Source organism: Pseudomonas sp. C9 (assembly GCF_002000165.1).
Taxonomy (GTDB): domain Bacteria; phylum Pseudomonadota; class Gammaproteobacteria; order Pseudomonadales; family Pseudomonadaceae; genus Aquipseudomonas.
Genome location: NZ_MPAK01000001.1, coordinates 4,198,363 through 4,223,286, shown reverse-complemented (window position 1 = coordinate 4,223,286; position 24,924 = coordinate 4,198,363). Strand labels below are relative to the sequence as shown.

Here is a 24,924-nt window from a genome sequence, read left to right as displayed (position 1 = left end):
TGCGAGCCAATATTCACGGCCAGTTCACAAAGTGCAGTCAGCGACGAACGACCCCGAGCGAACGCTTCGGAAACAACGCCTAAATTAGCCATGATGCGTGACCTCCCCCTTCGGAGCTCACGGTAAATGCCAACCCGCTGCGGATTCTGCGCGCGGCAGCACCCGAATTATCAGGGATACGTGTAGGGTGGAGATGCACAACCGCTGGACTGTGTAGCAATAGGCTTTATCAAGACGCTTCATCTCGTCCACAGCCGCTGGTTGATTCCTCCTCCTGACTGAGTGCTTAAGTAGCCACAGCAAGCAGGACGCGTACGTCGCGACACCGACCCAATTGGTCGGGGTTCGCTAGACACTGGAGTGGCCAACCACTCCTGACGCACCTGACACCGACCGTGAGAAGTCGTGTGTGCCGAACGCCGTTTCCGGCAGCCCGGAAACCGACGGTACTACATGAAAAGAATGCTGATTAACGCAACTCAACCCGAAGAGTTGCGTGTTGCACTGGTAGATGGCCAACGCCTCTACGACCTGGACATCGAATCCGGTGCACGCGAGCAGAAGAAGGCCAACATCTATAAAGGCCGGATTACTCGCATCGAACCAAGCCTTGAGGCTGCCTTTGTCGATTTCGGCTCCGAGCGCCACGGCTTCCTGCCCCTCAAAGAAATCTCCCGCGAATACTTCAAGAAAGCCCCCGAAGGCCGCGTCAATATCAAGGACGTCCTGAGCGAAGGCCAGGAAGTCATCGTTCAGGTCGAAAAAGAAGAACGTGGCAACAAGGGCGCCGCCCTGACCACCTTCATCAGCCTGGCCGGTCGTTACCTCGTTCTGATGCCGAACAACCCGCGTGCCGGCGGTATCTCCCGTCGCATTGAAGGTGAAGAGCGCAACGAATTGCGTGAAGCCCTGAACGGCCTGGTTGCCCCGGCCGACATGGGCCTGATCGTTCGCACTGCCGGCCTTGGCCGCAGCAGCGAAGAAATGCAGTGGGACCTCGATTACCTGCTGCAACTCTGGACCGCCATCAAAGAAGCCTCGCTGGATCGCTCCGCGCCGTTCCTGATTTACCAGGAAAGCAACGTGATCATCCGCGCCATCCGCGATTACCTGCGCCAGGATATCGGCGAAGTGCTGATCGACAGCGTTGAAGCCCAGGACGAAGCCCTGACCTTCATCCGCCAGGTGATGCCGCAGTACGCCAGCAAGATCAAGCTGTACGAAGACAGCGTTCCGCTGTTCAACCGTTTCCAGATCGAAAGCCAGATCGAGACCGCTTTCCAGCGCGTCGTTGAACTGCCTTCCGGCGGTTCCATCGTTATCGATCCGACCGAAGCCCTGGTGTCCATCGACATCAACTCGGCGCGCGCCACCAAAGGCAGCGACATCGAAGAAACCGCACTGCAGACCAACCTTGAAGCCGCCGAAGAAATCGCCCGTCAGTTGCGCCTGCGCGACATCGGCGGCCTGATCGTCATCGACTTCATCGACATGACCCCTGCCAAGAACCAGCGCGCCGTGGAAGAGAAAGTCCGCGAATGCCTGGAAGCCGACCGTGCTCGCGTGCAAGTCGGTCGCATCTCGCGCTTCGGCCTGCTGGAAATGTCCCGTCAACGCCTGCGTCCATCGCTGGGCGAAAGCAGCGGCATCGTTTGCCCGCGTTGCAACGGCACCGGCATCATCCGTGACGTTGAATCGCTGTCGCTGGCCATTCTTCGCCTGATCGAAGAAGAAGCCCTGAAAGACCGCACCGCCGAAGTTCGCGCACAAGTGCCGATCCCGGTTGCAGCGTTCCTGCTCAACGAAAAACGCAACTCGATCACCAAGATCGAACTGCGCACCCGTGCCCGCATCGTCATTCTGCCGAACGATCACCTCGAAACGCCGCACTTCGAAGTTCAGCGTCTGCGCGATGACAGCCCGGAAGCCGGCATCAATCAGTCCAGCTACGAAATCGCTGCTGCCGCTGCCGAAGTCGAAGAAGTCCAGCCAGCCGCTGCGACCCGCACCCTGGTTCGCCAGGAAGCGGCAGTCAAGACCGCTCCGGCCCGCGCCAACGCTCCGGTTCCGACCGAAGTCGTTGCCGCTCCAGTAGCCGCACCGGCTGCCGTGCCAGAACCAAGCCTGTTCAAAGGCCTGGTGAAGTCACTGGTCAGCCTGTTCGCGACCAAGGAAGAGCCTGTTGCTCCGGTTGTGGTTGAAAAACCAGCGACCACCGAGCGCCCGGCCCGTAACGAAGAACGTCGCAACGGTCGTCAGCAGAGCCGCAACCGTAATGGTCGCCGCGACGAAGAGCGCAAGCCTCGTGAGGAACGTGCACCGCGTGAAGAACGCGCACCACGTGAGCCACGCGAAGTCCGTGAAGAAACCCCGGCCGTAGCTCGTGAAGAACGTGCTCCACGCGAAGAACGCGCACCACGCGCCCCTCGCGAAGAACGTGCACCGCGCGCTCCACGCGAAGACCGCAAGCCACGTGGCGATCGTGAAGAACGCCCGGTTCGTGAACTGCGCGAGCCTCTGGATGCTGCTCCGGCCGCTGCGGCTACCGCTGAAGAGCGTCCGGCTCGTCAGCCACGTGAAGAACGCGCACCACGCCCACCGCGTGAAGAACGTCAGCCACGTGCAGAACAAGCTGCTGCCGCCGTTGCTGAAGAAGAGCTGACCTCCAACGAAGAGCAACTGCAGGAAGGCGGTCAGGAAGGCGCCGAAGGCGATCGTCCACGCCGCCGCTCCCGTGGCCAGCGTCGTCGCAGCAACCGTCGCGAGCGTCAACGCGATGCCAACGGCAACGTGATCGAAGGTTCGGAAGAATCCGAAGGTAACGAAGCGGGCGAAAGCAACGAAGCACCAACCACTGCCGATCTGGCCGCCGGCCTGGCTGTTACCGCAGCCGTTGCCAGCACCGTGATCAGCGCACCGGCTGAAGCACAAGCTCACGAGCAAGCTGAACGTGCCACTGCATCTGTTCAGGAAACGGCTCCGGTTGAAGCGCCAGTGGTTGAAGCAACGACTCCGGTCGAAGCGACTGCCGCTCCGGAAATCGAAGTGGCTCCGGTTCGTGAAGCGTTCGTTCGTGAAGAAGCCCAATCTGTAGTTGAAGCGACTGTCGTCGCCGAGCCAGTGGTTGCTGCCGAGCCTGCTGCCGAAACCGTCACTGAAACCGTGACCGAAGCTGTTCGCGAAGTTCGTGAAGAACAAACCGCGTTCAACTGGGTTGCCGAGCCGGTTGCTGTTGAAGCGCCAGCACCGGTGGCTGAAGCTGAAGTGGCTGAAGCGATGGTTTCCGAGCCAGTAGTCGTGGCTGCCGAACCTGCTCCAGTGGTTGAAGCACCGGCTCCGGTTGTTGCCGAAGTGGCTGAACCTGCTGTTGAAGTGGCCCCAGTCAGCGCCCTGACGCCAAGCGGCCGTGCACCGAACGACCCGCGTGAAGTGCGTCGTCGCAAGCGTGAAGAAGAGCGTCTGCAGAGGGAAGCCGAACTGGCTGCCACTGCTGCTCCGGTTGAAGCGCCTGTCGCTGCAGATCCAGCGCCGGTTGTTGCTGAAGTGGTCGAAGCGGCACCTGCCGAATCGGTCATCGAGGAAGCACCTCGCTCCGTTCAGGAAGCAGTAGAGCAACACGAACAAGCCCAGGAAAAAGAGCACGAGCCTAAACCACTCGTCTAACATCCTCGGTTATTAAAAAGCCCCGCCTGGTGATCCAGGCGGGGCTTTTTTATGTCTGTTGCCTCGTTCCCACAGGCGATCTATCCCGGCTTGTAGATCAGCGCTTCAGGCACATCCACATCCCACAATACCCCTGGATCATCCACTGCCACTTCGATCACCCTGCCCTGCGCAAACAACGGCTTGGCCCCACGATCTCCCGACAGCGCCATCAACGCCGAGCAAAAGATGCGACCAAATCCCACCGGATGCCCAAACTCACCCTCCAGCACCGGCACGCTGATCGCATCGTCAGTCACGCCCGCCAGCACTGCTTCAATCGTGGACGGCAGGATAAACGGCATATCCCCCAACACCATCAGCCAGCCACTGAGCTGCGCACACGCCGCCACGCCGGCTGCGATGCTGTCACCCATGCCCGTCGCTTCGATCAGTACAATCTCGCAGCCATACGCCTGAGCCATGCGAATCACTTGCGGGCGATCCGCAGTCGTCACCAACACGCGCTTATCCAGCGAAGCCGGCAGGTTCACCAATACCTGCTCGATCACCGAGCGAACAGCACCGTCGCGCCCCGTGCAATCGGCCAACAACTTGTCCTTCTCAGCCCCCGCCACCTGACGAAAACGACTGCCCTGCCCCGCCGCCAGCACAATCACGCCGATGGGTTCATTCATAAAGCCTCCCGCAACGGCTTTTTCTGCTTCAGTTCAACGCCGTTCTTGATCGCGACAATTTCCGCCATCAGCGACAAGGCGATTTCTGCCGGACTGTGGCTGCCAATGTGCAACCCGATCGGCCCGTGCAGGCGTTCGATGGATTGTGGCGACAAGCCCAACTGAGCGAGGTTCTCCCTGCGCTTCAGGCTGTTGACCCGCGAGCCCAGTGCGCCGACATAAAAGGCCTTGGAGTCGAGGGCCGTGAGCAGTGCCATGTCATCCAGACGCGGGTCGTGAGTCAGGGCAACGATGGCCGTGCGCTCGTCGGTCTGGATGTTCAGCACCGCTTCGTCCGGCATGCCCGGTACGAAGCGTCCGTGTTGTGCTTCCCAACCGTAGACGAATTCGGTGCGTGGATCGCAGATCAACACTTCGAAATCCAGCAGCCGCGCCATTTCGGCGACGTAACGGGACAATTGCCCCGCACCGATCAGCAACAGGCGCCAACGCGGGCCATAAATAGCGCGCAGCGTATGGCCATCAAAACTCAGCACATCGGCCTTGTCCGCCGCCTGCAAAGCCACTTCGCCGGTCGCGATATCCAGCGAACGTGCGACGATTTCATGGGCTTCGCAGCGCGCCAGCAACTCAGCGACCCAGGCCGGGTCGCCGACCCGCTCTTCGGTCAGGCGCAACGTACCGCCGCACGGCAAACCAAACCGCGCGGCCTCCTCGCGAGTGACACCGTAAGTGATCAACTGAACGGGCGGCCCGTCGGCCGGGATACGCCCGTCGTGCAGACGGGCAATCAGGTCATCCTCGACACAACCGCCCGACACCGAGCCAATCACCACCCCATCTTCACGCAACGCCAACATGGCACCCGGTGCCCGAGGCGCGGTGCCCCAGGTCTGGACCACGCTGTACAGCACCACTCGCTGACCGGCGCGGCGCCATTCAAGCACGCTGCGCAGGACGTTCAGATCGACGCTATCCATCAGGTGGTAGCCTTCTGCCAACCTTGCAGTTGATAGCGTACCGGCAGGTTGCGGATGCGCTTGCCGGTGGCGGCAAAGATTGCATTGCACAGTGCCGGCGCAATCGGCGGCACACCTGGTTCCCCGACACCGCCCAACGGCACAACCCCTGGCGGCGTGACCAAATGAACGGCAACTTCCTTGGGCGCCAGGGACATGCGCGCCACTTCGTACATGTGGAAGTTGTCCTGTTGGACCTTGCCGTCCTTGAAGCTGATTTCTCCCAGCACCGCGTTGCCCAGGCCCATGACGCAAGCGCCCTCGAACTGCGAGCGGATACGCTCAGGGTTGATTTGCGGCCCGCAATCCACGGCGATGTCGGCCTTGTGCACAATCAGCGTGCCGTCGTCTTTGACTTCGACCTCGATCGCGGCAGCCACATAAGTGACAAAGCTGTAATGCACGGCCAGGCCCAGGCCTCGGCCCTTGGGCATTTCACGGCCCCAACCGGCGGCTTTGGCCGCGGTTTCCAGCACTGTGCGCAGGCGCGCGGTGTCGATTGGATAACGCTCGGGGGATTCGCCGTAGTTCCACCCGTCACTCAACGTTCTTGGATCGATCTGACGGTCAGGGCCGATCAGCTTGATCTGGTACTTGAGCGGATCCTGCCCGGCCTTGTGCGCCAGCTCATCGACAAAACTTTGAATCGCAAAGCCGTGCGGGATATTCGATACCGAGCGATACCAGCCGACGCGGGTATGAACCGTGGCTTCCGGGTTTTCCAGGCGCACGTTGGGAATCGCGTAGGCCATGTTGGTGAACCCCATGCCCAGCTCGAACGCCGCCTCGTGGTTCATGCCTGGTGCAAACAGCGCGGTGATGCTCGGGGCCACGGTGCGGTGCAGCCAGGCGGATGGCAGGCCGTCCTTGTTCAGACTGGCTTTGAGGTACTCGACCGACACAGTGTGGAAATAGGAACAGTGGATGTCGTCTTCACGGGTCCATTGCACCCGCACCGCCTTGCCGGGGAACTCTTTAGCGAGGATGGCGGCTTCAATGATGAAGTCAGGTTTGGATTTGCGACCAAAACCGCCCCCCAGCAAGGTCACGTTGAACGTCACGTTATCGAAGGGAATGCCCAGGCGTTCGCCGATCCTGGTGCGGGTCACCTGCGGCGCCTGACTCGGCCCCCAGGCTTGGCAGACACCGTCCTTGAAGCGGGCAATGGCGACCATCGGTTCCATGGGTGCCTGCGTCAGGTGCGGCAAGTAGTAAGACGCGTCGAAAGTACTGTCGGCACTGCTCAAAGCCTCTTCGATGTTGCCGGTATTGCGTACCACTTTGCCGGGCTTGAGGGACGCCGCTTCCAGTTCCTTGCGATAGGCAATGGAGTCATAACTGGCGTTCGGACCGTCGTCCCACTCGATCTTCAGCGCATCACGCCCTTTGATCGCGGCCCATGTGTTGCTGGCCACCACGGCCACACCGCCCAAGGGTTGAAACTCGGACGGCAGCGGGCTGCCTTCGATCTGCAGGACTTTGATCACGCCCGGAACTTGCAGCGCGGCGCTGGAATCAACGGATTTGACCTTGCCGCCGTACACCGCCGGACGCGCAATGGTGGCGTAGAGCATGCCGTCAAAATGCACGTCGGCACCGTAAATGGCGCGGCCATTGACGATGTCGGCGCCATCGATGGCCTTGATTCCTTCCTTGCCGATGTAGCGAAACTCTGACGGCTGCTTGAGCCGCAGACTGTCACGGGCCGGCACGGCCAGCGCACCCGCCGCTGCGGCCAGGGCGCCATAGCCCAGCTCACGCCCGGTCGGCTGGTGAATCACTTTATGCAATTGCGCTCGGCACTCGGCGACCGGCACTTTCCACTGCGCGGCAGCGGCTTGTTCCAGCATGGTTCGCGCGGCGGCACCGCAACGGCGCATCGGTTCGAACCAGTGACGCATGCTGCGGGAACCGTCGGTGTCCTGATTGCCGAAACGTACTTCGTCGCCCGGCGCCTGCTGCACCTTCATCATCGACCAGTCGGCGTCGAGTTCATCGGCCACCACCATCGTCAGGCTGGTGCGCACGCCCTGGCCCATTTCCGAACGGTTGCAGACCACCGTCACCATGCCGTCGGCAGCAATGCTGATGTACACCTTCGGATCATCGACCCAACCGTGCGGCATGCCCTCGGCGCCAAACTGCTTCGGCTCCTCGGCCAAAGCGTCTTGCCAACCCCAACTCGCAGCCAGCACCAATGCGCTGGTGGCGCCCACACCCTTGAGAAAACCCCGGCGACTCAAATTACTGAGATTACTCAGGGCAAAATCATTCGGTAACTGGCTCATGCCTTGGCCTCCTTCAAGTGTATGGAAGCCTGACGGATGGCAGTCTTGATGCGGTTGTAAGTGCCGCAGCGGCAAATGTTGCCGACCATTGCCTCTTCGATTTGCGCGTCGGTGGGATCGGGATTGGTCTTGAGCAGTGCCGTCGCGGACATGATCTGCCCGCCCTGGCAGAAACCGCACTGGGCCACTGCGGTGTCGAGCCAGGCTTGCTGGACAATCTTGCCTATCGGGTCGTTGTGCAATTCGTCGATGGTCGTGACGTTTTGCCCGAATGCGGAACCGACGGTCGTGATGCAAGCCCGTGCGGGTTGACCGTTGATATGAATCGTACAGGCGCCGCACAGGCCCATGCCGCAGCCGAATTTCGTGCCAGGATGGCCGCCCGCAACATCGCGGATAGCCCAGAGCAACGGCATCTCGTCCGCCACATCCATTTTGTAAGGTTGTCCGTTGAGAATCAGGGTATTCATGGGCACGCCCGCATAGTTCTTGAGGTATGGGGTCGAGCAATCTGCCGTTGGGTCTTGGTTCGTAACACGCAGATCGACTCAAGCTGAGGCTCTCTTTTGCGACGGGAACGTCTGCACCGGGCCTTTAGTGGAGCAAGTGCTAGCATCGTTAGGTGGCTAAGTTAACCCAGCATTAACAAAAAAGCCCTGTACGGTTGAAGGCGTACAGGGCTTTGAGATCAGTCTTGAAAGCGTAGCCTCAGTACTGATTGGGCTCCATTTCCAGGTCGACATGGAAACGTTCCGATATGTCTTTCTGGATACGCTGCGCCAGGCTGAGCAATTGCAGGCCCGTCGCGCTGCCGTAATTGACCAGCACCAACGCCTGCAACTTGTGCACGCCAGCGTCGGCATCGCGGAAGCCTTTCCACCCTGCCCGTTCGATCAACCAGCCTGCAGCCAGCTTCATTTGACCGTCCGGTTGTGCGTAGGCGACCAGGTCCGGGTATTCGCCCTTGAGCTGTGCGACCAGTGCCGCGGGCACCAACGGGTTTTTGAAGAAACTGCCCGCATTGCCCAGCAAGGCCGGGTCCGGGAGCTTTTCATTGCGGATGCTGCAAATGGCCAGGCTGACATCCGTCGCCGTCGGTTGCTCGATGCCTTGCTCGGTCAGGCGCTGGCGCACTGGGCCGTATTCCAGATGCAGGTGCGCGGCGCGGTCCAGCGCAAAACGCACCCGCAGGATCAACCAACGCCCCGGCTGCTGTTTGAACACGCTGTCGCGATAAGCGAAATTGCATTCTTCGAGAGTGAAATCCCGCAGCTCGCCAGTCTGGCGATCCAGCGCGGTCAGGCCGGAGAACACGTCCTTGATTTCGACCCCGTACGCGCCAATGTTTTGCATCGGCGCCGCACCGACGGTACCGGGAATCAGGCTGAGGTTTTCCAGGCCCGACAACCCTTGCGCCAGCGTGTGCTGCACGAACGGATGCCAAGGCTCGCCGGCCTCGGCTTCGATCACGACTTTGCTGCCGTCATCGCTGAGGATGCGAATCCCGCGCGTGGCCATGCGCAGCACCAGCGACTGGATATCCGCTGTCAGCAGCAAGTTGCTGCCGCCACCGATGACCAGCAGCGGCACATCATGCGCCGCCGCATACGCCAGGGCTTCGCGCACGTCAGCATCGCTGTGGGCTTCGGCAAACAGACGAGCCTGAACGTCGACACCGAAGCTGTTGAACGGTTTGAGCGAAACCTGTGATTGAACCTGCAAACTCATAGCCGTCCCTTCAATTCGATCACCAGCAAATCACTGGCGCGCTCGATCAGGTCCAGCACCTGTTCGAAGCCCTGGTCACCGTCGTAGTACGGGTCCGGGACCTCATCGAGTTCCGACTGGTAGCGACGCAGGAACAAATCCAGCTCGGCTTTGCCCTTGGCCGGTTGCAGCGACTTGAGGTGGCGCAGGTTGCTGTTGTCCATCGCCAGAATCAAGTCGTAAGTGGCGAAATCGGCACGGGTGACTTGCTGGGCGCGCTGGGCGGACAAGTCGTAACCGCGCAACTTGGCCGCGGCCTGGCTGCGTTTGTCCGGCGCCTTACCGACATGCCAGTCACCGGTGCCGGCGGAGGCGACTTCAACCTGATCGGCCAGCCCCGCTTCGCGCAGTTTGTGCCGCAACACGCCTTCGGCCGTTGGAGAACGGCAGATGTTGCCCAGGCACACGAACAAAACGCGCATCAGGCCTCCAGCAGGCGACGAACGCGCTCAAGGTCTTCAACGGTGTCGACACCGGTCGGTGGTGCGATCAGCGCGTCGGCGACGTGAATCCGCACGCCGTGCCACAAGGCTCGCAGCTGTTCCAGCGACTCGGTGTTTTCCAGCCAGCACGGGCCCCAGCTGACGAAGTCCTGCAGGAAACCGGCGCGATAGGCATAAATGCCGATGTGGCGACGGTATGGCACGCCTTCCGGCAATTGCTCGCGGCTCTTGGCGAACGCGTCCCGGGCCCACGGCAAGGTCGAGCGACTGAAGGTCAGTGCCAGGCCATTAAGGTCGCTGACGACCTTGACCACATTGGGGTTGAACAGTGTTTCCACGTCTTCGATCGGCTCGGCCAGGGTGGCCATGCGCGCTTCGGTGTGAGCAGCGAGGTTGGCGGCGACCTGATCGATCACGCTCGGCGGGATCAGCGGTTCGTCACCCTGGACGTTGACCACGATGGCGTCGGGCGCCAAGCCGAGTTTTGCTGCGACCTCGGCCAGACGGTCGGTGCCGGAATTGTGGTCTTCGCGGGTCAGCACCACTTCAGCACCGAACCCGTTGCACGCCTCGACAATGCGCGCATCGTCGGTGGCAACCACCACACGCTGTGCGCTGCTTTTGCTGGCCTGTTCCCAGACATGCTGGATCATCGGCTTGCCGGCGATCAGCAGCAGCGGCTTACCCGGCAAGCGGGTGGAGGCAAAACGCGATGGAATGACAACGGTAAAGGCTGTGGTCATTTATCCAGACGCTCGTCGGTGGTCAGGGTGCGCGCTTCAGTTTCGAGCATCACCGGAATGCCGTCGCGAATCGGGTATGCCAGACCGGCGCCCTTGCTGATCAGCTCGGTCTTGTCGGCGCTGAGCTTGAGTGGGCCTTTGCAGACCGGGCAAGCGAGGATATCGAGCAATTTGGTGTCCATGAGCATTCCCTGGATAAAAACGGTTTTAAGGCAAAAGACGATCCGGCAACAGGCGCATCAGCTGCGTATCGAACCAGGCCACGAAGGCCGGCGATGGCACAGCATCGACCGCCAGGTACCACCAATCGGCGGCGGCAAAGGCACGGCACTTCACCGCGTCCTTTTCAGTCATCACCAACGGCAATGACGGTGTGAAATTCAAGGCCTGCACGCTGTACTCGGCGTGGTCGGCAAACGCATGCGGAACTGGCTTGCAGTGTAGCGTTTCGAGGGTTTTGAAGAAACGCTGCGGATTGCCGATCCCGGCCACTGCGTGCACCGCCTGGCCTGCGGGAAAGTGGTCGAGGGGGCGCCGCTCACCGCTTTGCAGATTGATCAGGGCGGTGGGTTGGAGCTGGAAGGCAAAACCGTTGTCGCGATCATCGCTAGCGCCGTTGTACAGCACCGCGTCGACGCTTTGCAGGCGCTCGACCGGTTCACGCAACGGCCCGGCGGGCAGGCAACGCTGATTGCCCAGACCTCGTGCGGCGTCGATCAATACCAGTTCCAGGTCACGGGCCATCCGGTAATGTTGCATGCCGTCATCGGACAGGATCAGGTCCAACGGCTCGCTCGCGAGCAGTGCTTTGATGGCGCTGCTGCGGTCCGGGTCGATCATCAAGGGCACGCCGGTGCGCTGGACGATCAACAGCGGTTCATCGCCCGACACATCGGCGCTTTGATCGGCTTCGACTCGCCAGGGTAGCTGCGGCGGTTTGGCACCGTAACCGCGACTGACCACGCCGACCCGCAAGCCGCTGCGCTGGCAATGCTGGATCATCCACAGAATCAGCGGCGTCTTGCCGGTGCCGCCCACCGTGATATTGCCGACCACAATCAGCGGCACGGGCGGCTGATAGATCTCGCCCTCACCCGCCAGAAACCGCTTGCGCTTGTTCATGACCACCTGCCGGTACAACCACTCCAGTGGCTGCAACAGCTTCAGGGCCGGATGACCTTCGTACCACGCGGCGAGCAAGCGATCAGACATGGCCATCAGGGCGCGGGCGCCGCCTCGACGGTGGTCATGCGCAAGTGACTGAAACCGAGTTTCCCGGCGGCGTCCATGGCGGTGATGACGGATTGATGTTGGGTCTTGCCGTCAGCGCTGATAGACAGCGGCAAATTGGTGTCACCGTTGGATTCTTTTTGCAGCGCTTCCATCAAGGTCACCAGATCACTCTTGGGCAACACATGATTGTTCACCGAGATCACGCCTTCGGCGTTGATGGTGATGTCCAGTTGCTTGACTTGCTGATCTTCGGCCGGCGAGCCGCTGACCGCTTCCGGCAGTTCGACGCGCAACTGGGTTTCTCGGGTAAAGGTGGTGGTCACAACGAAAAACAGTAGCAAGACAAACACCACGTCGATCAGCGACACGAGATTGATGTCCACGTTCTCCCGTTGCTTGCGGCGGAATTTCACGCTTTGCCCTCAGCCAGATCAACGTCACGGTCGCCCTGCACCACTTCAACCAGCTTGATGGCTTCCTGCTCCATCCCCACCACCAGTTCATCGATGCGCCGTTGCAAGAACCGGTGAAAGAATACCGACGGGATGCCGACGATCAGGCCCGAAGCCGTGGTGATCAAGGCTTTGGAAATACCGCCGGCCAGCACTGCGGCGTTGGTGGTCATGCCCGTGCCCATGAACGAGCTGAAGATATCGATCATGCCCAGCACCGTCCCCAGCAATCCGAGCAACGGGGCCATGGCGGCGATGGTGCCCAAGGCGTTGATGTAGCGCTCCAGTTCATGGATGACCCGGGCGGCGGCCTCTTCGATGCACTCTTTCATGATCTCGCGACCATGCTTGGAGTTGGCAAGGCCTGCGGCCAGGATCTCGCCCAACGGTGAGTTGGCGCGCAGTTCCTTGAGTTTTTCTTTATTGAGTTGCTTGTCCTTGATCCACACCCAGACCTGCCCGAGCAGATGCTCCGGGGTCACACGGCTGGCTCGCAGGGTCCAGAGACGCTCGGCGACGATCGCCATGGCCGCGATGGAACTCAGAATGATCGGCAGCATCATCCAACCGCCGGATTTGACCAATTCCCACACAGTGACAGTCCCCTCGAAAAAGTGCGCCACTCTAACATAGGGGCCGAGCGCACCGAAGACCGTGATGTCGCATCCGGTCGGGCTTTAATAACTCTCGGCTATTTGTTGAGCGGTGGCGGATCGCGCCAGAAACGCCGATCCAGACGCATCGTCCACGGCGGTTTGAAACGGCCCAATTGCAGATGAATGGCGCCGTGCTCGGCGCTGTCGTAGATCATCATGCCGAGCTTTTTATAGCGCGCCACCACGGTGGGGTGCGGATGGCCAAAGGAATTGCCTTGCCCACGGGAAATCAGCACGGCCTTGGGTTGCAGCGCGCTCAACAGCGCCATCGACGAGGAACTGCGGCTGCCATGATGAGGTGACTGCAACCAATCGGTGTTTTGTGCGAGAGGACTTTCAAGCAACGCCCGCTCGGCAGCGGTGTCGATATCACCGGTCAGCAACAGTCGCTCGCCGCTGGCTTCTATTTGCAATACGCAGGATTTCTGATTGCGATCATGGGCTGACGTCCATTGCCACAGTTCGAAGTGCACGCCGTCCCAGGTCCATTGCCGACCACTTTCACAGCCCTCGGCGTGCAGTTCGGCAGGCAGCCCCTCGGGATCGCCACTGAGTACCCGACTGACCGGCAAACCATTGGCCACTGCTCGCGCACCACCAGCGTGATCGGCATCGGCGTGGCTGATCAGCATCAGGTCGAGCCCCTTCACCCCCAGTTTGCGCAACGAAGGCAGGACCACCCGCTCACCGAGGTCGAAATCGCCGAAACGAGGCCCGGTGTCATACAGCAGCGTGTGATAGCGAGTACGCACCAGGATGGCCAATCCTTGACCGACGTCCAGTTGCCAGACATCGGCCCGGCCTTCAGGCAACAACGGCCGAGGTGGAAACACCAGCATCAACAGCAGCGGCCAACCCAAAGGGCGTAGCGCAACGCCTCGCGGCATCAAGAGTAGAAAGGCCCCCAATGTGCCGAGCGCCCAACTCCACAGCGGTACCGCCGCCGGTAACCACGCGGGCAGTTGCCCGGCCACTAATGCCAGTGCCCTGAACAGCCAGTCGATCAACCCGCCCGCCAGCCACAGTAACCCTTCGCCCACATAAGGGACGGGTAATAACAATGTGCCGAGCAAGGCTGGTGGCAACACCAGCAGACTGATCCAGGGCACCGCCAGCAAATTGGCCACGGGCCCGCTGATGCTGATCGGCAAGCCCAGCACCAACAACAACGGGCACAAACCGATTGCAATCAGCCACTGGGCCCGAGTCCAGGTTTGCCACCATCGCCAGGGGCCCAACCGCCCGCCAAAGGTGAAGATCAACACCGCCACGGCCGCAAAAGATAGCCAGAAGCCTGGTTGCAGACTGGCCAGCGGATCCAGCAGCAAAACGCCATTCAACGCCAGCAACAGCGGCCACCACGCACCGAGGTGACGAAAACGCAGCCGCCATAACAGCACCAGACCGATCATCACGCACGCGCGTTGCACCGGTACGTCGAAACCGGCCAGTAACCCATAAGCCAACGCTGCCGAGAACGCCAGCCCGCACGCCCATGGCAGCCAGGGTAAACGCCCTGGCCACAGCCCCAAACGCGCCAACCCGGCGATCAGCAGATAGACCAATCCCGCCAGCAAGCCGATGTGCTGCCCAGAAATCACCAGCAGATGCACGGTGCCGGTGTCTTGCAGCACTTGCCATTCCTCACGGCTCAGCCCGGCGCCATCGCCCAGCACCAGCGCCGTCAACGCCCCGGTTCGGCCCTGGGCATCTACGGCTTGCAAACGCCGGCGGATGCCGTCGCGCCAGGCCCATCGGGCTTCGGCGACCAATTCGCCGTCCTTGACCGTGCCGGTCGCACCGATGCGTTGAGCCAGCAGCCAGGCGTCATAATCGAACGCATGCGGATTGAGCAGCCCGGCAGGACGCTTCAATTTGACCGCCAGCCGCCACCGTTCGCCGCTATTGACGGGCGGCCCGCCATACCAGGCCAGACGAAGGTGTCGGGGCAGTTTGGTTCGGCGTGACTGGCTGTCCGTCAGCTCGAAACGCACCACGCCGTCTGCCTGTTGCGGCAGGCCCGTTACCCGCCCTTCGACCCAGCGCGTCTCGCCATCGAGTGTGTGTGGCAGCCGATCATCCAGCGCCCACTGCGCGTTCGCGCACGCCCAACTGAAGCCGAACAGGAAAAACGCCAATGGATACGAGCGAAACGGCAACACCATCAAACCGACTAACGGCAGCAACCCCCATAACCCAACCGGCGGTAGTTCCGGCAAAAACCTCAGGGCCAGCAAACCCAACGCCAGCGCTATCATCCCTATGCGCATACGCTCATCCTTGAGAGTTCCTCCCTAGGCATAGCCGGCTAACCGCACAGGCGCCGTTATTAATTGTCACAAAGTCTGAATGGGCGCTTCGTAGAATCCAGACATACTTGCCGCCTTAACCGACCGAGAAGCCTTATGCCCCGGCGCTTATTCAAACGTTACATGCCAGACCCGACCAGCATCAGGGAACACAAGTCCTTACGCTTTCTCGGCACCTTGCTGCATGACCCCAACCTCTGGCACCTCAACCGCCACTCTGTGGCCCGGGCGATGGCGGTCGGCCTGTTCGCGGCGTTTCTGCCGATCCCGTTTCAAATGCTGCTGGCGGCCGTGCTTTCCATCATGGTGCGGGGCAACATACCGATTGCGGTGAGCCTGGTCTGGCTGACCAACCCGATCACCATGCCAGCGGTGTTTTATTGCACTTACCAGACCGGTGCCTGGCTGCTGGATGTGCCCGCTCGGCAGTTGCCAGATGCATTGACCTGGGAATGGGTCAGCAGCGAACTCTCGACACTGTGGCAACCATTTTTGCTGGGCTCGGTCGTCACCGGACTGGTGCTGGGCGCCCTCGCCTACTGCCTGACCATGCTGTACTGGCGCTGGTGGGTGGCGCGGCAGTGGAAACGGCGCAAGAAAAGCCGGCTGTAGAATGCAAAACGGCCTCCAATGTGGAGGCCGTTTTTTATGCGGTGTCTGGGTAAGCGTCTTGGCGATCCTGAATCAGGTACGCATCCCGCGACCGCTGACCAGCAAACGTGCGCAACCGATGTACAACACGACAGTCGCCACCAGCATGAAGGTGATGGCGATGCTGATCTTGATGTCCGACACACCGAGGATGCCATAACGGAAGGCGTTGACCATGTGCAGCACCGGGTTCGCCAGGGACACGGTCTGCCAGAACGGTGGCAACAGGGAAATCGAGTAGAACACCCCGCCCAGGTAGGTCAGCGGTGTCAGTACGAATGTCGGAATGATCGAGATGTCATCGAAGTTGCGTGCAAACACAGCGTTGATGAAGCCCAGCAGCGAGAAGATCGTCGCCGTCAGCACCACCACCAGAATAGTCACGCCCAGGTGATGCACCTGCAAATGCGTAAAGAACAGCGACAGCATCGTCACGATGATCCCGACCATCAACCCGCGCAGCACGCCGCCCAGGGTGTAGCCGATCAGAATCGTATGCGGTGACACTGGCGACACCATCAATTCCTCGATGGAGCGCTGGAACTTGCTGCCAAAGAAACTCGACACCACGTTGCCATAGGAGTTGGTGATCACCGACATCATGATCAGCCCCGGCACGATGTACTCCATGTAGGTAAAGCCGCCCATGTCACCGATCTGGCGACCGATCAGGTTGCCGAAGATCACGAAGTACAAAACCATGGTGATGGCCGGCGGCAGCAATGTCTGCGGCCAGATCCGGGTAAAGCGCCGGACCTCACGGTAAACGATGGTATTGAGGGCAACGAGGTTGGGCTGCAGCTCGGAACTCATACCGCCACCTTCGACAGATTTTTCTCCACCAGGGACACGAACAACTCCTCTAGGCGATTGGTTTTGTTACGCAGGCTCAGCACTTCGATGTTCTGCTGCGCCAACTGGGTAAACAGCGCAGTGATGCCCATGGCCTTGTCGACCTGGACTTCCAGCGTGTGGCCGTCAAGCAGCCGGGTCGGGTAGCCGAGCAACTGCGGCGCACTGTTCAGGGTGTTTTTGATGTCGAGCAGGAACGTCTCCACATGCAGCTGGCTGAGCAACTGTTTCATGCTGGTGTTCTCGACGATGGTGCCGTGGTCGATGATGCCGATGTTGCGGCACAACTGCTCGGCCTCTTCCAGGTAATGCGTGGTGAGGATGATGGTGATGCCTTTCTTGTTCAGCTCGGTGAGAAAGGTCCACATCGAACGACGCAGCTCGATGTCCACACCTGCCGTCGGTTCGTCGAGGATCAGCAAACGCGGTTCGTGAACCAGCGCGCGCGCAATCATCAATCGACGCTTCATGCCACCGGACAGCGAGCGTGACGGCGTATCGCGCTTATCCCACAGCCCCAGTTGGGTCAGGTATTGCTCGGCGCGTTCCTTGGCGACTTTCGCCGGAATGCCGTAGTAACCGGCCTGGGTCACCACGATATCGAAGGTCTTTTCGAACTGGTTGAAGTTGAATTCCTGGGGCACCACGCCGATGGAGCGTTTGAGCTGCGCGGGATTTTTGTCCAGGTCGTGGCCGAAGATATTCACCGTTCCGCTGGTCTTGTTCACCAGGGTCGAGAGAATGCCGATGGTCGTGGATTTGCCTGCGCCGTTCGGGCCGAGCAAGGCGAAAAAGTCACCTTCGGCAACGTCCAGATCGATACCACTCAGGGCCTGGAAACCGTTGCCGTAGGTTTTGGTTAGCTGCCGGATGGACAGAGCGGAACTCATATCGGATTACGCACCAAGAAGGAAAAAAGGAATAAAAGACGGCTGGCGGCGACAGGTACCACCGCGGCACATGGGCGCAATGGTGCTTGTCGCCGCCACACAAGTACAGTCAAGTGTGTCGATAGTGAGTATTAAGTCAACGCGGTCATGACTGCTTTTTGATAGGCCGGACGCTGTTTCAACCGGGCATACCAGGCTTCGAGGTGCGGCTGCGACGCGCGCTCGATTGGCATCTCGAACCAGGCATAAATAAAACTGCCGAGGGGGATGTCGCCCATGCCGATCTCATCGCCGGACAGGTAGGATTGGGTCGACAACGCTTGATTGGCCATCGACAGCAACTCGTCGCACTCCTTAATCGCAGCCTTGATGGCAGGCCAGTCCTGCTTGTCGGCCGGCGTGCGCAACACGCCCCAGAATACGGTGCGGAACGGGCCGGCAAAACTTGAAGTGGTCCAGTCCATCCACTTGTCAGCCGTGGCGCGGGCTTGCAGGTTCGCTGGATACCAAGACGTGCTGTTGGCATGGCGGGCCATCAAGTAACGCACGATGGCGTTGGATTCCCACAACACAAAACCGTCGTCTTCGATCACCGGTACGCGACCATTGGGGTTCATTGCACGGTACTGCGGCGTATCGACCACACCAAAAGCACCGCCCGCATCGATGGCCTCGTAGGCCAGCCCCAGCTCTTCGGCGGCCCACAAAGGCTTTCTGACATTCGACGAGTTTTTCCGACCCCAGATCTTCAGCATGACCGCCTCTTTTTCGATAAGTGGGCAGGCAGCATACGCCGGATCAGGCGCGACTCAAATCGCTCTGCATATCACCCAGCAACGTGGGTAGCTTGTCGCTGAACAGGTGCGGATAGCACTTTTCCAGGTGCTCGAAAAAGAACGTTTCCGGCACATCGGCGAACTGGCCGTGATCAACCAGGTACTCCATCAACTGCGCGCCATCGCGATTGAACGGATGAAAGACGCTGTCGTTGATGCCGTCGAATTCCAGCGGCGCAACATTGAACAGTTCACAGAGTTTTTGATTGAACGCCGGTGTCGCCTTGACCCAGCGGTCGTTCAGATACAACTCCGTGTAGCCATGCATCGCGAACACATCGCTCTTGAGCAATTCGAGCAAGCGTGGCGTCGACAGGTGATTGCGAACGTCAGCCAGACCAATGCGTGCCGGGATCCCGCAATGCCGGGCAGCGCCCGCCAGCAGCGTGGCTTTGGGCACGCAATAGCTTTCCCCGGTTTCCAGCGCATAACTGCCGCACAACGTCTGCGGATCGCGGCTGAACGTGTAGGGGTTGTAGCGCACGGCCTCACGCACGGCGTAATAAAGGTTGATCGCCTGCTCGATCGGATCTCGACGGCTGCCGCGATGTATTTCGGCGAACTCCACCACCGAGGGGTGGTCACTATCGATGAAGCGGCCGGGGTTCAGGTACTCGTGCATGAGGATAATCTCCAGGGGAAGCCTCGAGTCTAGCGACAGCTTCAGCACAGAGATAACGACGTTTCGGCCAAACTTGGGCGCATTGTCGCGTAGGAAACGAACCATTTCCCGAGCGTGTTGCCAACCGAGCCTACAAAACACACCCAAGGTTTCCCACGAATTCAATCACATCGCTCTGACCACCCTGTTTGGCGGATGCCGTCTAAGCTCTGAAGGTTGGTTTTACCCTGGTTCACGGAGGATTAAATATGCTGCTGTTGTGGATACTGGTTCTGGTTGTCGGGATCGCCTGGTTAGCCCATCGTCGCATCGCCCCACTGCCCGCTCTCTGCATCGTTGCCGTCTATGTAGTGGCCATGGGCGCTTTCGGCCGCGCGCCCGGCTGGCTGCTGCTGTTGCTCTGGGTATTGATCGCAGCCGTTGCCGCGCCGTTGCTGCTACCCGACCTGCGTCGCAAGTTCTTCAGCGCGCCGCTGTTCAACTGGTTCCAGAAGACCCTGCCGCCGATGTCGCAAACCGAACGCGACGCCATCGATGCCGGCACGGTGTGGTGGGACGGTGAGCTGTTCAGCGGTCGCCCCGACTGGAACAAACTGCTGTCCTATCCCAAAGCCCAACTGAGCGAAGAGGAACAGGCATTCATTGATGGCCCGACCGAAGAACTGTGCGCCATGGTCACCGACTGGCAGATCGGGCAAGACATGGACCTGCCCGCCGAAGCCTGGACGCATATCAAGGACAACGGCTTTTTCGCGCTGATCATTCCCAAGGAATATGGCGGCAAGGGCTTCTCCGCCTATGCCCACTCACAGGTCGCCATGAAACTGGCGACCCGCAGCGGCGACCTTGCGTCCACCGTGATGGTCCCCAACTCCCTCGGCCCCGCCGAGTTGCTGCTGCATTACGGCACCGATGAACAGCGCAACCATTACCTGCCTCGCCTGGCCCGTGGTGACGACATTCCCTGCTTCGCATTGACCGGCCCACTGGCCGGCTCCGACGCGGGGGCAATGCCCGACACCGGGGTCATCTGCAAAGGTGAATGGGAAGGCAAGGAAACGCTGGGCCTGCGCCTGAACTGGGAAAAGCGTTACATCACCCTCGGCCCGGTGGCGACCCTGCTCGGCCTCGCCTTCAAGGCCTATGACCCGGACCATTTACTGGGTGACAAGGAAGACCTTGGCATCAGCCTGGCCCTGATTCCCACTGACACTGCCGGTGTTGAAATCGGTCGCCGTCACCTGCCGCTGGGGGCCGCGTTCATGAACGGCCCGAACGCTGGCAAGGATGTGTTCGTGCCGCTCGACTTCCTCATCGGCGGCCAGGACATGCTCGGCAAAGGCTGGATGATGCTGATGAATTGCCTGTCGGTCGGGCGTTCGATTTCATTGCCTGCCGTCGGCACCGGCGCCGCCAAATTCACCAGCCTGGTGACCGGTCAATACGCTCAGGTTCGCGAACAATTCAACGTACCGCTGTCGGCGTTCGAAGGGATTCAGGAAGCCATGGCGCGCATCGGCGGCAACGCCTGGATGATGGACGCGGCGCGCATGCTGACCGCCAACGCGGTGGATCTGGGGGAGAAACCGTCGGTGCTGTCGGCGATTCTCAAGTACCACCTCACCGAACGCGGCCGCGAGTGCATCAGCCATGCGATGGATGTTCACGGCGGCAAAGCCATCATCATGGGGCCGAACAATTACCTCGGTCGCAGCTGGAATGGCGCGCCGATTTTCATCACCGTCGAAGGCGCGAACATTCTCTCGCGCAACCTGATGATCTTCGGCCAGGGGGCGATTCGTTGCCATCCGTTCGTGCTCAAGGAAATGGCCCTCGCCGGTCGTGAGGACAAGGATCAGGCACTCACCGAGTTCGATGGCCTGCTGTTCAAGCACATCGGTTTTGCCGTGAGTAACGCCGCCAGCACACTGGTGCTGAACCTGGGGTTCGGGCACTTCGAACACACACCGGGCAACAAGCTCAGCCAGGGTTACTTCCGCGCCCTCAATCGTCAGGCTGCGGCGTTCGCCCTGCTGGCAGACCTGAGCATGATGCTGCTGGGCGGCGAACTGAAACGTCGCGAGCGCCTGTCAGCACGACTGGGGGATGTACTGAGCAACCTGTACCTCGCCTCTGCCGCCCTCAAGCGTTACCACGATCTCGACTCCCCGGAACACATGGCGCCGTTGTTCACTTGGGCCATGGAAGAAAGCCTGGGTCAGTCGGAGCGTGCGCTGGATGAGCTGCTGACCAATTTCCCGAACAAGGTGTTGGGTTGCCTGATGCGGGTGATCGTGTTTCCGTTCGGCCGACGACACAAAGGCCCATCGGACAAGCTCGGCGCCGACGTGGCCGCCGTGATTGGCCGCGCCAAGGGCGACCCGACCCTGGAGGAGTTGCTGGGCGGTTGCTACCGTCCGCAATCGGCCGATGATGCCGTCGGCGCATTGCAACATGCCTGCGATTTGCTCAACGCTGCGCAGCCGCTGCAGAAAAAGCTGCACGTAGCCCTCAAAAGTGGCCAGGTCAAACCGGCCGCCGGGGAACACATCATCGATGCCGCGCTGGAGGCCGGTGTTTTGCAGGCAATGGAAGCGCAGACTCTGCGTATCGCCGAAGCGGCCCGACGCAAGGTGATTGATGTCGATGATTTCGACAAAGAGGAGCTGGCACTGGCTCAAGGAAAGGTCCGCTGATCCAGCCGAACATGTCGGTCCATGCAAAAAGGGCGCAGGCGCTTTATACTCCCGCGCCCGTTTTGCTCTTGAGGACTTATCTCGTGTCCAATGTCGTTGCCGATCATCTCGTCTTGCTTGACCACTTGCGCAGCATCCTGGTCGCCGTGGGTGAGGCCGAGCAGGTTCCCGAAGAAAGCCATGCCTTGTTCCTGGAGCGCTTCGACGAGTTGCGTGCGTTGCTGCCGGTCGACCCGATCGAAAGCCAATACCTGGGCCAGGACATTCTCTGCCAGGTGATCACCCGCTACCCGCAAATTGCCCACCTGGTCCCGCGCGACCTGCTGTGGTACTTCGCCGGTGACTGTCTGCATTACATGCCCGATGATGAAATCGATATGTATCAGGCGCTGGAAGAGCGTCGCTTCGAAGCGGAACAAAACGACGAGCCGTTCGACTGGAATCAGGAAAAACAGCTGCTGTCGATGTCGAACGAAGACAGCAAGCACTGATCCCGGTCCTGCAATGAAAAAGGCCCGCATGATTAACATGCGGGCCTTTTTTTGTGCTCAGAACAAGCCGTCACTCTCTGGCATTTCATATTCCGATGAAGACCAAACCGGACCATTGGACTTACCGGGCTTGCCCAGCGTCGGTTCCTTCTCCAGACACGCCACCAGGTAATCAATCAGCACCCGTATCTTGGGCGGCAGGTACCGGGTTGGCGAATGCAGCAACCAGGCACCTCCGTGGTAGGACGCCAGAAAGGTCCAGTCCGGCAGCACCTGCACCATCAACCCTTTCTCCAGGGCATGGCGCGCAGTGAAATAGGGCAAGCTGCCAATGCCGATATGCTGCAACACCGCGCCATAACGTACGCCGGTGTGATTGGCGGCATATCGCCCACGCACACCAACGGTCACCGATTTGCTGCCCTTCCTGAATTTCCAGCGCGCATCGCTCGGGGTTTCACCCAGGTAAATGCAACTGTGATTAAGCAAGTCATGGGGGTGAGTCGGTGTACCGTGTTCAGCCAGATACTGCGGTGTCGCGCAGAGCAAATGGTCGATGGTGAGCAACTGCCGACCCACCAGCCCTGCTGGCGGCCGGTCGGTAATGCGAATCGCCAGGTCGACGTTGTCGTCGATCAAATCAACCTGCCGGTCCTCAAGCAATAGCTCCACGTCCACTTTTGGATAACGGCGTAAAAACTCCGGCATATGCGGGTGAATCACGATCCGGCCTACCGCTTTCGGGACGCTGATACGCACCAGCCCCTCGGGTTCGTCAGTGAACTGGCCACTGATTTCCATCACTGACTTGGCCGCGCTGACCATTTCCTGACAACGCTTGAACACCTCTTCGCCACCGTCGCTCAGGCGCAGTTTGCGCGTGGTGCGTTGCAGTAGACGCGTGGCCAGGGCCTTCTCCAGTCGCGAAATACTACGACTCACTGCCGAGGGTGAAGCCCCCAGTTGGCGGGCGGCTTCGGAGAAGCTGCCAGTCTCGACAACCTTGACGAAAATCGCCATTTCACCGAGCAGCGGCAGTGGAAGATTTATGCTCACAGCGCAACAGTCCTTTGATGTTTGAACGGATTATCACGCAATTCCACGCTTCATATAATAAAAAAAGAAACTTTAATCAGGGCATGGAATATGACGCTTCGCCTCTTTTTCCATAGTGATGACCTCAAGGCTAATGTGGAAGTCTTGGAGTGCACGCCCCACGAGAACGAATTTGCCGTGGTGCTGCGCGCCACGCTGTTTCACCCGCAAGGTGGCGGCCAGCCTTTTGATACCGGCTGGATCGGCGATAGTCGGGTACTGCGTGTCGTCCAGGATCCCGACCGGATCATTCATTTCGTCGATCAACCGGTTAAACCCGGCATGACCCAGATTCGTATCGACGAAGAGCGGCGCCAGTTCAATACGCGCATGCATTCCGCCGGGCATTTGATTGGTCATTTCGTCCAGGCCAGAGGCTGGATGCCGACCAAGGCGCATCACTGGCCGGGCGAAGGTCGGGTGCAGTTCAAAGCGCTGGAAAGTGCCCAGGACCTCGATATCGAATCCGTTCAACTCGGCATCGCACAGTTTATTGGCCAGGATTGGCCGCGCCTGACGTCATTGCGTGAAGGCGCCCGGGAAATCGGTTTCGGTGAACTGCCCGCCTATGGCTGCGGCGGCACCCATGTACGTAGCCTGAAGGAATTAGGCACGGTCACGATCGCTTCCCTTTCATTGAAAAAGGGAACGCTGTCAGTCCACTACTCCGTGGATTGAGCATTTGGGCGATGCCGGCAACGTCATCGCCTGACGCCGGGGGAGCCTGCGCTCGCGGGTTCTGTTGACTATCTGATAGATGGACCTAAGACATGATGCTTGACGTCGAGCGTCTCGATGAGACGTGCATAAAAAAACTGGCCAACGAAGAAGTCCTCGCCATCCGCGTCAAAGGCTTGCTGCCCCAGCCGCTGGCGATTCAGATTGGCGACAAGATCCTCGCCCCGGGCTTCGAAGGCTATATCAATGCGCCTAGTATCGGTCGTATCGGCATGGCGTTTTATGAGGCGGAAAACCAGCCGTTGCTGATCGAGGACTACTTCGAACGCGCCACCCGCAATATCGCGGAATTACGTAACCGTTGCGCGCCCTATTCGTCCCCGGTCGACACCCTGCGCTGCATGCTCGACGAATCCTGGCCGGCAGGCGCTCACCTGGAAAACCTCTACGGTCGCAAGATGTATGTCGGGCTGTCACGGGTAGTGAAACCGGGGGTGTGCTTCCTCGCCCACCATGACATTTTCGCCAAGGACGCCCCGGACAGTTACCAGGCCCGAAGCCTGGAAGCGCAGTTCGCCTGCAACGTTTACCTGAACATGCCCACCGAAGGCGGCGCGCTGCAGATGTGGGACGACGACATTTCGCCGGACCAGTTCGACGAAATGCGCGGCGACAGTTACGGCATCGACCCTGCCCTGCTTGGCCCTCCCACACTTGAGATACGTCCCGAGCCGGGTGATTTCATCATGTTCAATTCGCGCTGCATGCACTCGGTGACACCGGGTGTGGCAGATCCACGATTGAGCCTTTCGTTCTTTGTCGGCTATCGCGGCAATGCTTCACCCCTTACCTTCTGGAGTTGA

The 24,924-nt window shown here is 60.1% G+C and carries 23 protein-coding genes; 6 read left to right on the top strand and 17 right to left on the bottom strand.

Annotated elements, in window-relative coordinates; genetic code table 11:
• The first annotated feature begins 453 nt into the window (after positions 1–453).
• Positions 454–3,663 (top strand): ribonuclease E, encoded by a 3,210-nt coding sequence (gene rne / locus BMS17_RS19710; protein ID WP_077431515.1) that lies wholly within the window; start codon positions 454–456, stop codon positions 3,661–3,663.
• Positions 3,664–3,743: 80 nt separating this feature from the next.
• Here rne and BMS17_RS19705 read toward each other — a convergent pair whose 3' ends face one another.
• The 12 genes from BMS17_RS19705 to BMS17_RS19650 all read right to left on the bottom strand — a co-directional run bounded on the left by BMS17_RS19705 (position 3,744) and on the right by BMS17_RS19650 (position 15,211).
• Positions 3,744–4,340, bottom strand: coding sequence for an NTP transferase domain-containing protein (locus BMS17_RS19705; protein WP_046031676.1), 597 nt, complete (start codon positions 4,338–4,340; stop codon positions 3,744–3,746).
• A complete protein-coding gene (locus BMS17_RS19700) occupies positions 4,337–5,320 on the bottom strand; it encodes an XdhC family protein (RefSeq protein WP_077431513.1) in 984 nt (327 codons plus the stop codon). Before BMS17_RS19700 ends, BMS17_RS19705 begins: the two co-directional genes overlap by 4 nt.
• Complete coding sequence (locus tag BMS17_RS19695) at positions 5,320–7,647, bottom strand: xanthine dehydrogenase family protein molybdopterin-binding subunit (protein ID WP_077431511.1); 2,328 nt, start codon at positions 7,645–7,647, stop codon at positions 5,320–5,322. Before BMS17_RS19695 ends, BMS17_RS19700 begins: the two co-directional genes overlap by 1 nt.
• Positions 7,644–8,117, bottom strand: a complete 474-nt coding sequence (locus tag BMS17_RS19690; protein WP_046031673.1) for a (2Fe-2S)-binding protein — start codon at positions 8,115–8,117, stop codon at positions 7,644–7,646. Before BMS17_RS19690 ends, BMS17_RS19695 begins: the two co-directional genes overlap by 4 nt.
• A gap of 238 nt (positions 8,118–8,355) precedes the next feature.
• Complete coding sequence (gene murB / locus BMS17_RS19685; protein WP_046031672.1) at positions 8,356–9,375, bottom strand: UDP-N-acetylmuramate dehydrogenase; 1,020 nt, start codon at positions 9,373–9,375, stop codon at positions 8,356–8,358.
• Positions 9,372–9,836 (bottom strand): low molecular weight protein-tyrosine-phosphatase, encoded by a 465-nt coding sequence (locus BMS17_RS19680; RefSeq protein WP_077431509.1) that lies wholly within the window; start codon positions 9,834–9,836, stop codon positions 9,372–9,374. The genes murB and BMS17_RS19680 overlap by 4 nt, the downstream gene beginning before the upstream one ends.
• Positions 9,836–10,600 (bottom strand): 3-deoxy-manno-octulosonate cytidylyltransferase, encoded by a 765-nt coding sequence (gene kdsB, locus BMS17_RS19675; RefSeq protein ID WP_077431507.1) that lies wholly within the window; start codon positions 10,598–10,600, stop codon positions 9,836–9,838. The genes BMS17_RS19680 and kdsB overlap by 1 nt, the downstream gene beginning before the upstream one ends.
• On the bottom strand, positions 10,597–10,782 hold the full coding sequence (locus BMS17_RS19670; protein WP_007945752.1) for a Trm112 family protein: 186 nt from the start codon (positions 10,780–10,782) through the stop codon (positions 10,597–10,599). The genes kdsB and BMS17_RS19670 overlap by 4 nt, the downstream gene beginning before the upstream one ends.
• A 25-nt stretch (positions 10,783–10,807) precedes the next feature.
• Positions 10,808–11,818, bottom strand: a complete 1,011-nt coding sequence (lpxK, locus tag BMS17_RS19665; RefSeq protein ID WP_077431505.1) for a tetraacyldisaccharide 4'-kinase — start codon at positions 11,816–11,818, stop codon at positions 10,808–10,810.
• Entirely contained in the window at positions 11,818–12,246 is a 429-nt protein-coding gene (locus tag BMS17_RS19660) for a biopolymer transporter ExbD (RefSeq protein ID WP_077431504.1), read from the bottom strand. The genes lpxK and BMS17_RS19660 overlap by 1 nt, the downstream gene beginning before the upstream one ends.
• The gene (locus BMS17_RS19655; protein ID WP_046031667.1) at positions 12,243–12,878 is read right to left on the bottom strand and encodes a MotA/TolQ/ExbB proton channel family protein; all 636 of its coding nucleotides are present in this window, start codon (positions 12,876–12,878) and stop codon (positions 12,243–12,245) included. Before BMS17_RS19655 ends, BMS17_RS19660 begins: the two co-directional genes overlap by 4 nt.
• A 98-nt stretch (positions 12,879–12,976) precedes the next feature.
• Positions 12,977–15,211 (bottom strand): DNA internalization-related competence protein ComEC/Rec2, encoded by a 2,235-nt coding sequence (locus BMS17_RS19650; protein ID WP_077431501.1) that lies wholly within the window; start codon positions 15,209–15,211, stop codon positions 12,977–12,979.
• 135 nt (positions 15,212–15,346) lie between these two features.
• Here BMS17_RS19650 and BMS17_RS19645 point away from each other — a divergent pair, with 135 nt between their 5' ends.
• Positions 15,347–15,862 (top strand): DUF2062 domain-containing protein, encoded by a 516-nt coding sequence (locus BMS17_RS19645; protein ID WP_046031666.1) that lies wholly within the window; start codon positions 15,347–15,349, stop codon positions 15,860–15,862.
• 72 nt (positions 15,863–15,934) lie between these two features.
• Here the strand turns inward: BMS17_RS19645 and BMS17_RS19640 are convergent, their stop codons facing one another.
• The 4 genes from BMS17_RS19640 to BMS17_RS19625 form a co-directional block, all read right to left on the bottom strand.
• On the bottom strand, positions 15,935–16,714 hold the full coding sequence (locus BMS17_RS19640; protein WP_077431499.1) for an ABC transporter permease: 780 nt from the start codon (positions 16,712–16,714) through the stop codon (positions 15,935–15,937).
• On the bottom strand, positions 16,711–17,643 hold the full coding sequence (locus tag BMS17_RS19635; RefSeq protein WP_046031664.1) for an ABC transporter ATP-binding protein: 933 nt from the start codon (positions 17,641–17,643) through the stop codon (positions 16,711–16,713). The genes BMS17_RS19640 and BMS17_RS19635 overlap by 4 nt, the downstream gene beginning before the upstream one ends.
• Positions 17,644–17,774: 131 nt before the next feature.
• Complete coding sequence (locus BMS17_RS19630; protein ID WP_046031663.1) at positions 17,775–18,398, bottom strand: glutathione S-transferase family protein; 624 nt, start codon at positions 18,396–18,398, stop codon at positions 17,775–17,777.
• Positions 18,399–18,441: 43 nt separating this feature from the next.
• Entirely contained in the window at positions 18,442–19,101 is a 660-nt protein-coding gene (locus BMS17_RS19625) for a transglutaminase family protein (protein ID WP_077431497.1), read from the bottom strand.
• Positions 19,102–19,349: 248 nt separating this feature from the next.
• Between BMS17_RS19625 and BMS17_RS19620 the strand changes: the two genes are divergently transcribed.
• Both BMS17_RS19620 and BMS17_RS19615 read left to right on the top strand, forming a co-directional pair.
• Positions 19,350–21,797 carry an acyl-CoA dehydrogenase gene (locus BMS17_RS19620; RefSeq protein WP_046031661.1) on the top strand — a complete coding sequence of 816 codons (2,448 nt, stop codon included), beginning with the start codon at positions 19,350–19,352 and terminating at the stop codon, positions 21,795–21,797.
• Positions 21,798–21,880: 83 nt separating this feature from the next.
• Positions 21,881–22,288, top strand: a complete 408-nt coding sequence (locus BMS17_RS19615; RefSeq protein WP_046031660.1) for a PA2817 family protein — start codon at positions 21,881–21,883, stop codon at positions 22,286–22,288.
• A 57-nt stretch (positions 22,289–22,345) separates the two neighbouring features.
• Here the strand turns inward: BMS17_RS19615 and BMS17_RS19610 are convergent, their stop codons facing one another.
• Positions 22,346–23,344: a LysR family transcriptional regulator gene (locus tag BMS17_RS19610; RefSeq protein WP_046031659.1), complete on the bottom strand. Its 999-nt coding sequence runs from the start codon at positions 23,342–23,344 to the stop codon at positions 22,346–22,348.
• A gap of 90 nt (positions 23,345–23,434) precedes the next feature.
• On the opposite strand from BMS17_RS19610, the gene BMS17_RS19605 reads away from it, so the two are divergent.
• The gene (locus BMS17_RS19605) at positions 23,435–24,061 is read left to right on the top strand and encodes a serine-tRNA(Ala) deacylase AlaX (RefSeq protein ID WP_046031658.1); all 627 of its coding nucleotides are present in this window, start codon (positions 23,435–23,437) and stop codon (positions 24,059–24,061) included.
• Positions 24,062–24,153: 92 nt separating this feature from the next.
• On the top strand, positions 24,154–24,924 hold the full coding sequence (locus tag BMS17_RS19600) for a 2OG-Fe(II) oxygenase (RefSeq protein ID WP_046031657.1): 771 nt from the start codon (positions 24,154–24,156) through the stop codon (positions 24,922–24,924).

Coding starts and splice junctions, on each gene's coding strand:
- kdsB (WP_077431507.1), bottom strand. CDS start 10,600: ATGACCACAGCCTTTACCGTTGTCATTCCATCGCGTTTTGCCTCCACC.
- BMS17_RS19690 (WP_046031673.1), bottom strand. CDS start 8,117: ATGAATACCCTGATTCTCAACGGACAACCTTACAAAATGGATGTGGCG.
- BMS17_RS19670 (WP_007945752.1), bottom strand. CDS start 10,782: ATGGACACCAAATTGCTCGATATCCTCGCTTGCCCGGTCTGCAAAGGC.
- BMS17_RS19650 (WP_077431501.1), bottom strand. CDS start 15,211: ATGCGCATAGGGATGATAGCGCTGGCGTTGGGTTTGCTGGCCCTGAGG.
- BMS17_RS19635 (WP_046031664.1), bottom strand. CDS start 17,643: ATGAGTTCCGCTCTGTCCATCCGGCAGCTAACCAAAACCTACGGCAAC.
- BMS17_RS19630 (WP_046031663.1), bottom strand. CDS start 18,398: ATGCTGAAGATCTGGGGTCGGAAAAACTCGTCGAATGTCAGAAAGCCT.
- BMS17_RS19680 (WP_077431509.1), bottom strand. CDS start 9,836: ATGCGCGTTTTGTTCGTGTGCCTGGGCAACATCTGCCGTTCTCCAACG.
- murB (WP_046031672.1), bottom strand. CDS start 9,375: ATGAGTTTGCAGGTTCAATCACAGGTTTCGCTCAAACCGTTCAACAGC.
- BMS17_RS19645 (WP_046031666.1), top strand. CDS start 15,347: ATGCCCCGGCGCTTATTCAAACGTTACATGCCAGACCCGACCAGCATC.
- BMS17_RS19695 (WP_077431511.1), bottom strand. CDS start 7,647: ATGAGCCAGTTACCGAATGATTTTGCCCTGAGTAATCTCAGTAATTTG.
- BMS17_RS19600 (WP_046031657.1), top strand. CDS start 24,154: ATGATGCTTGACGTCGAGCGTCTCGATGAGACGTGCATAAAAAAACTG.
- lpxK (WP_077431505.1), bottom strand. CDS start 11,818: ATGGCCATGTCTGATCGCTTGCTCGCCGCGTGGTACGAAGGTCATCCG.
- BMS17_RS19620 (WP_046031661.1), top strand. CDS start 19,350: ATGCTGCTGTTGTGGATACTGGTTCTGGTTGTCGGGATCGCCTGGTTA.
- BMS17_RS19705 (WP_046031676.1), bottom strand. CDS start 4,340: ATGAATGAACCCATCGGCGTGATTGTGCTGGCGGCGGGGCAGGGCAGT.
- BMS17_RS19605 (WP_046031658.1), top strand. CDS start 23,435: ATGACGCTTCGCCTCTTTTTCCATAGTGATGACCTCAAGGCTAATGTG.
- rne (WP_077431515.1), top strand. CDS start 454: ATGAAAAGAATGCTGATTAACGCAACTCAACCCGAAGAGTTGCGTGTT.
- BMS17_RS19640 (WP_077431499.1), bottom strand. CDS start 16,714: ATGAGTTCCGAGCTGCAGCCCAACCTCGTTGCCCTCAATACCATCGTT.
- BMS17_RS19625 (WP_077431497.1), bottom strand. CDS start 19,101: ATGCACGAGTACCTGAACCCCGGCCGCTTCATCGATAGTGACCACCCC.
- BMS17_RS19700 (WP_077431513.1), bottom strand. CDS start 5,320: ATGGATAGCGTCGATCTGAACGTCCTGCGCAGCGTGCTTGAATGGCGC.